This window comes from Gammaproteobacteria bacterium (assembly GCA_037388465.1).
In the GTDB taxonomy this organism is placed as follows: Bacteria; Pseudomonadota; Gammaproteobacteria; order SpSt-1174; family SpSt-1174; genus JARRKE01.
The window spans coordinates 1-6,943 of record JARRKE010000116.1; the positions used below are offsets into that span (position 1 = coordinate 1).

Below are 6,943 nucleotides of genomic sequence, written 5' to 3' on the forward strand. Positions count from 1 at the left end.
TGGCTGTCATAACTGTACTGGGTGACGTTGCCAGCCGGGTCGGTGAACGTGGCCAGCCGACCATCGCTGTTATAGGTGAAGCCCAGTTCATGGCCGAAGGGGCCGGTGACGGTGGTCACATGGCCGTTGCTGTCGTAGGCATCGGTGGTGGTGCGGCCCTGCGCATCCATGGATGAGACCAGCCGGCCGTCGGTATCAAAGTGATCGACGCGGCCATCCTGGTGCTGCACGGTGTAACCAGAAGCATCCTGGGTCAACTGCAGCTTGGTGTCGGCATCGCCCTGCCAGACGCCATTACTCAAGGTGAAGGGCTCGCCGCGGCCGTCGGCTGCATTGACAGTCAGTGAATTACCATCGATGGCCAGGTGCCGGCCGACGTTGGAAACCCAGCCGTAGCCCAGACCATGATCGACTACGTCCAGGCTGTTGTAGGCGCGGGTGAAGCTTAACGTACCGGATGGACCGCGATAGTCAGTATCTTCTTGGAACTCGTTGCCGGTGGCTGAATTACAGGGATCGCCGACACCTGTGCATTGGCGTGGCTTGCCGAGGTTTTTGGGGTTATTGGAAGGAGGAGGTGGAGTCCCCAATATATTTTTTGGAATTATTATCCCACTACCTGGAAGAATTTTGTTTGCCCAGTAGCCATCTTCTCCAGGCCTTGTAGGGCCATTCTTACATAGATAATACGGGGCCTTATATTTGTTGTTACTTGTGGTGTCATAGGACTCAACCGTCCCGTAAATAGATCCATAGTGGTTAGCTTGGCTATCGCAAGCTGCATGTACATCGTGATAAAACTGGAGCACTGATTGAACAAATGGTTTCCACTGAGTATCTACACCACCACTCCAGATAAGATCTCCCGGCGCACCTCGGGCGATGACGAACTCTCCAGCCCCAAGGACTTGCCACACATCTGCACCATCACCAACAAACCATTGGCCTGATGCCCAATACCAGGGAAGAACGGCTGCGGTCGAAACGGTTGATGTAAATAGCAGCAGGGTTATTACAAATCCTGCCAATCTGTTATGTGTTTGGCGATGCAGCTTAGACATAACGCGCTCCCTGCTTGTTATCGATTGTTGTTGATATAAATACCGGCTTACTTCCCTACCGGCTTTGGCGCAGTATATTCAGACGACTGCAAATTACAACGACGAGAATGTGACACCCACCTGCCATATCATTGACACATGAGCATCCAAGCAAAAAATGTATTGGATGATGCCTGTAAAGCTGATGTCAGAAACTTTAACTATTGGATGAGCATTCAAAACTCAGCGTGTGCTTCCGGCATCAGCCACAAGCAGGCATAACTCGGCACCTCTGTGCCTTTGCGCGCCAAAGAAATCTCCTGATCGCTAAGCGCATCAATCCATTCCTCCGCCAGCTCAGTAACCGCTTTCGGCAATTTCACCGTTCGCGTTTCAGACGTGAAATTGAACAACGCGATCAATGGTTGCCCTTCATGGCTCGTACGCAGCAACCCGAACAATCCTTCTTCCAGGTCGAGAATCTGCTGCGCTGCATCCGGATGAAACTGCGGCAATCGGCCACGGATACGCAGGCGACGGACCATCTCTCTTAGCGCAATGCCCTGAGGCGTATCGGGACGGGCGAGCAGCGTTTGCAGTTCGCCGTAATCCCAGCGCCTGCGATTGATCGCGCGCGTGTGTCCGCTGCGCTCCACCCCGGCGGTATCGTTGGGCGTCGCCAGCAGAATGTGGATATACAACGCGGGCACGCCGCGCAACGACAAGGCCACGGTCTGCGCCAACAGGAAACGCGCCATGTGCGCGTCTTCTCCGTCGCCGGCATCCATGGCCGAGTAATAACTGATGTTGAGCTCGTAGGGCGCGTCCCGGCCGTCGGGCATGGACCGGGTCGAAACATAGCCGCCGCGTTCGCGCATGCGGCGCAGGAGTTCGTCACGCTCCTCGTCGTCGATCAAACCCTCGAGCGGGCGCAGGCCCACGCCGTCGTGCGAGGCAGTGAAGTTGAGGTAAGTCGCACGCGGAGGAGGCCCGGGCAAGGTGGACGCCCACTCCGTGAGCGCATGCGTTCGACCGCACACCAGCGCGTGCAGCAGCAAGGGTGGCAGGCTGAACTGGTAGATCAGGTTGGCTTCGTCGCCGTTGCCGAAGTAGCTGAGATTCTCCGATTGCGGCACGTTGGTCTCGGTGAGCAGCTGCACGCCGGGTGCGGCGGTATCCATTACCAGGCGCAGTAGGCGCACCACGGCATGGGTCTGCTCCAGGCTGATGCACGCCGTGCCCAACTCCTTCCATAAATAGGCGACGGCATCGAGGCGGATGATTCGCGCGCCCTGCGTCGCGTAAAACAGCAGCAGGTCGATCATCTCCAGCAGCACGTCGGGGTTGGCGAAGTTGAGGTCCACCTGATCGGCGCTGAAGGTGGTCCACACCCAGTAACGTCCGCCTTCGTGCACGTCGACCGGCGTCAGCAGCGGGCTGCTGCGCGGCCTCGTGACCAGCGTCAGGCGCGGATCGTTGGGGTCGGCCTCGATGAAGTAGTCGCGGGTCTTCGCGTCGCCGCGCAAATAGCCCTGGAACCAAGCATGGCTGCGCGAACAGTGATTCAGGACCAGATCGAGCACCAGCCCGTAGTGCTCGCCGACGCGCGCCACGTCGGACCAGTCCCCCAGGGCGGGATCGATCTGGCGGTAGTCGATAACCGAGAAACCGTCGTCCGAGCTGTAGGGGAAGATGGGCAGCAGATGAACCAGCCCCACGGCATCGCCGACCCAGCTGTCCAGAAACTCCGCCAGGGTGGCGAGCGGCTGCATGCCGGGGGCGGTGAGCGTGTTGCCGTAGGTGATGAGCACGGTGTCGCGCTCGGTCAGGCCGTGGCGCCGCTGCCTGTTCAGGGCCGGGCGGTGACGCGCCGTCTCGGCCTCGATGCGGGCGAGCACGCCGCCGCCCTGCGCGTCGCCGTACAGGGTGTTCAGGATCTCAAGCGCTTTCGCTCTGCTTTCCGGCCCCCACATCGTTTGCCGTTTCGCACCTCCTGCAATTTTCTATGCAGGATTGTTGCCAAATCGATGCTGCAACACCCTCAGCGTGCGAGATATCCGCGCCAGCCGCCGTAGGCGGTGATGTCTTCCGCGTCTCTGGCGGCGTAAGGCTCGCAAATAAAGCCCTGCACCTGGCGGCCATCGGACAGTTCCAGAGTGCCGATGCCGAGCGGGGCCGGAATCTGCGCCACGAAATCACCGAAACGGGTCGCCGGCAGCGACCACACCTCGACCTCGATGGCCGCACCGTCTTCCTCACGCACCAGACCGGGGCGTGCCGGCGGCCTGGCCGACGCCAGCGCATAAAAGCGGTACAGCGGCGCGGTGTGCGTCGCCTCCACCAGGTGCCCGCCGCGCTCGGTGAGCTGATAGTTCAATGGCAACCCGCTCATATGCGCGCCGCAGACCGCGACCAGCACGGTGTCGTCCTGCGTCGAGACAACCCGATTTGCCGCCTGGGACAACGGCATACCCGTCGCACCTAGGGTGGCGTCCTTGAACGCGTGAAACCGCTCTGCCAGTGCCAGCAGTCCCGCATCGCGGAAGGCCGGCGCGAACAGGGTCACGCCGAACGGCAGTCCGCTGTCCAGGAAACCGGCCGGCACCGCCGTCGCGCTCAGGTCCAGCAGGTTCATGAAGTTGGTGTAGTAGCCGAGGTTCGAGTTGAGCTCGATCGGGTTCGCCTCGACCTCGTCGATACGGTAGTGCGTACCAGCCGAAGGCGTGACGATGACGTCCACCGTATCCCACACCGCCTCGGTGCGCCGCTGCAGTTCCTTGCGCCGGTATTCGGCCTTGAAGGCATCCACCGCTCGCGGCTTGGCGCCGCCCAGGGTAATGGTGCGGGTAACCGGATGCAGCGCCTCGGGCTGGGCCTCGATGAATTCCTCGATCGCCACGTAGCGCTCGGTCACCCACGGTCCTTCGTAAAGCAGCCGCGCGGTTTCCAGGAAAGGCGCGAAATAGATTTCCACCGTCTCGCCGACCAGGAATTGCAGACGCTGCACCGCCGCGTCGAACTGCGCCGCGTAGGCCTGATTGCCGAAGAAGGCGAGCTGGTCGGCGCTCGGTACGCCGAAACGAAATGCGGGACCGATGGGACCGCCGAGTTCGGGTTGCGCGAGCGGGCGCGCGTAGGCGTCCTCGGCATCGAACACCGCCGCCACGCGGTACACCGCATCGGCGTCGCCTGCGGTGAGCGCGAAGATGGACACGCAGTCCAGGGATCGGCAGGCCGGCACCACGCCGCGCGTGCTCAGCACGCCGCGCGTCGGCTTGTGGCCCACCAGGTTGTTGAATGCGGCCGGCACCCGGCCGGAACCGGCGGTGTCCGTGCCGAGCGAAAAGCTCGCCACCCCGGTGGCGACCGCCACCGCAGACCCGGAACTCGACCCACCGGAGATATAGTCGGGGTCGAAGCTGTTCCGGCAGGCGCCGTACGGCGAGCGCACGCCCACCAGCCCGGTGGCGAACTGGTCAAGGTTGGTCTTGCCCACCGGAATCGCGCCCGCCTCGATCAGCTGCTGCACCACCGCGGCGGACTGCTCCGGCACGTAGGCGTATTCGGGACAGGCGGCGGTGGTCGGCACGCCCGCCAGGTCGGCACGCCCGCCAGGTCGATGTTGTCCTTGATGGCGAACGGGATGCCGTACAGCGGCAGGCTGTCGATGTCCTTGCCGTCCAGGGCATCGGCATACACGTACAACTCGTCTGGCGTAAGACGCCGAATCCACACATGCCGCTCGGGCTGCGCCTCGATGCGCGCCAGAATCAAATCCACCACCTCGCGCGGCGTGAACGCGCCCGCGCGGTAACCGGCGTGCAGGGTGGCGATGTCCAGACTCAAATCAGAATCGATCATGACTGTTCCTTACTCGTCGGGTTCGATGATCAGCAGCATCTGGCCGGCGGAGACCGGATTGCCCTGGGCGCAGAGAATCTCGACGACCTTGCCGGACTCCTCGGCCTCGATGCCGATCTCCATCTTCATGGCCTCGACGATCACCAGTTCCTGACCTGCCTCGACGCGGTCACCCGGTTTCACCTGTACCTGCCACACGCTGCCGGTCACCGGCGAGGCCATCGCCATGCAGCCGGGCGGCAGGTCCACGCCGGCATCGGTACCCGCCGCGTCGCCGGCGGGGTCGGCCTCGTAATGCGCCTGGCCGGCCGCTTCCCAGCGTTCGCGTTCGGCCTCGAAGGCCGCCTGCTGCCGCGTTTTGAAGGTGGCGATGGATTCGCGTTCGGTTTCGAGAAAAGCGCGGTACTCATGCAGCTTGAGCACGGTCTCCTCGACGCGCAGCTTGAAGCGCCCCTGCACGAAGTCTTCGCGCAGCTGCAGAATTTCGTCTGCGGACACGGGATAAAAACGCAGCTGATCGAAAAAGCGCAGCAGCCACTGCTTGCCTTCGATGAAGTCCTGCGTCTGCTTGTAGCGGTTCCACATCTGCACGGTGCGGCCGACGAACTGATAACCGCCCGGACCTTCCATGCCGTACACGCATAAATAGGCACCGCCGATGCCCACCGCGTTTTCCGGCGTCCAGGTGCGCGCCGGGTTGTACTTGGTGGTCACCAGGCGGTGGCGGGGATCCAGCGGCGTGGCCACCGGCGCGCCGAGGTAGACGTCGCCCAGCCCCATGACCAGGTAGCTGGCGTTGAACAGGATGTCCTTGACGTCCTCGATGCTGTCCAGGCCGTTGATGCGCCGGATGAACTCGATGTTGCTCGGGCACCAGGGGGCGTCCTTGCGCACCGACTGCATGTATTTCTGGATGGCCTGCTGCGTGGAGGGATCGTCCCAGGACAGCGGCAGGTAGACGATGCGGCTCGACACCTCCATGTCGTCGATGGCCGGCAGTTCGGACTCGGCCTGCTGCAGCAGCGCCACGAGCTCGCTTTGCGCGATCACGCGGCTGTCGTAATGCAGCTGCAGCGAACGGATGCCGGGCGTGAGGTCCACGATGCCCGCCACCTGCTCGTTCTGCAGCCAGGTCATCAAGGCATGCACGCGAAAACGCAGGTCGAGGTCCAGCACCTGCGGCCCGTATTCGACCAGCAGGTATTTGTCGCCGGCCTGGCGATAGCACACCGCGACCTGGTCGCCATTGCCCTGGTCCGCGTGCAGGATGGGGGTGGCCGTCTCGCCCGGCACCCGGCTTTCGGACGGCGCGTACGACAGCTCCGTCAGGGCGGCGACCGCGGCATCCTGCACCGACTCGCAGGCGTTGGCGGTTTCGACGTCGATACAGTGAAAGCGGATGGTGTCGCCGGGCTTGAGCTGGCCCATCTTCCACAGCTCGGCCTGCACGATGGTCACCGGACACACGAACCCGCCCAGACTCGGTCCGTCCGGGCCGAGGATGACACCGGCATGTCGCCGGTGAAATCGACGGCGCCGATGGCATAGGCGTTGTCGTGGATGTTGGACGGGTGCAGCCCTGCCTCACCACCGTCCTTGCGCGCCCACTTCGGCTTGGGGCCGATCAGGCGCACACCGGTGCGACTGGAATTGTAGTGCACCTCCCAGTCGGTAGCGAAGAAGGTGTCGATATCCTCGTCGGTGAAAAAGTCCGGTGCACCGTGCGGCCCGTACATCACCGCGATGTCCCAGTGCTCGGCGTATTCGGACACCAGCGAAGCGTGCGCCGCGGCGCAGGCCGACAGGTCCGCGCCGGTTTTGTCCAGGCGCAGCACGTCGCCCACCCGCAGGGTGCGTCCGGCATGGCCGCCGAACTGGCCAAGGGTGAAGGTGGCCTTACTGCCCATGTAGTCCGGCACGTCCAGCCCGCCCTGCATGGCCAGGTAGGTACGGATGCCGCCGCCCTGAATGCCGCGCAGCTTGAGCACGCCACCGGTGGCTACCCCGATCGGTTCGCCGTAAGGCACCGGTTCACCGTCAAG

2 protein-coding genes and 2 pseudogenes are annotated in these 6,943 nt (G+C 63.0%); all 4 read right to left on the minus strand.

The annotated features are described in order from the left end of the window. Window positions 1-1,061, minus strand: a 1,061-nt coding sequence (locus P8Y64_13630) for a DUF6531 domain-containing protein (protein MEJ2061504.1), incomplete at its 3' end; no start/stop codon positions are given. 215 nt (window positions 1,062-1,276) lie between these two features. Further along, window positions 1,277-3,013, minus strand: a complete 1,737-nt coding sequence (locus tag P8Y64_13635; protein MEJ2061505.1) for a sugar phosphorylase — start codon at window positions 3,011-3,013, stop codon at window positions 1,277-1,279. 68 nt (window positions 3,014-3,081) lie between these two features. Next, window positions 3,082-4,901, minus strand: a pseudogene (atzF, locus tag P8Y64_13640) (allophanate hydrolase). A gap of 9 nt (window positions 4,902-4,910) precedes the next feature. Continuing rightward, window positions 4,911-6,943: pseudogene (locus P8Y64_13645) on the minus strand (carboxyltransferase domain-containing protein).

Coding starts and splice junctions, on each gene's coding strand:
- P8Y64_13635 (MEJ2061505.1), bottom strand. CDS start 3,013: ATGTGGGGGCCGGAAAGCAGAGCGAAAGCGCTTGAGATCCTGAACACC.